This window comes from Paraburkholderia sp. SIMBA_053 (assembly GCF_046534895.1).
GTDB lineage: Bacteria > Pseudomonadota > Gammaproteobacteria > Burkholderiales > Burkholderiaceae > Paraburkholderia > Paraburkholderia caledonica.
Genome location: NZ_JAWRXU010001062.1, coordinates 1 through 258 on the forward strand (window position 1 = coordinate 1; position 258 = coordinate 258).

At 52.3% G+C, this 258-nt stretch carries 1 protein-coding gene; it reads right to left on the minus strand.

Going from position 1 to position 258, the window contains the following annotated elements; translation table 11 throughout:
• Positions 1–258, minus strand: a 258-nt coding sequence (locus SB753_RS38885) for a cytochrome ubiquinol oxidase subunit I (protein ID WP_410805392.1), incomplete at both ends; no start/stop codon positions are given.

The following is a 258-nucleotide window of genomic DNA, read 5'->3' on the forward strand; positions in this document are numbered from 1 at the left end:
CCATCGGGCGAGTGGGTCAGAATCATACTGGCAAGGTTAGGAATACCAATTTCAAAATGGTTGGTCTGGGCTTCCTGGTCAGGAATTGCAAAGAGCAATAGCGGTACGTTGCCAGACGTTTCCCAATGCCCCTCCATGGCCGCCACCTTTGCAGGCTGGTGCTCCAGCGTATTCAGGCCATGAAAATCGCCTACTACCGCTTGGGATGGCGCCAGGAATAACAGAAGCCATAAACACATAGACAGTGCACGACGGTTT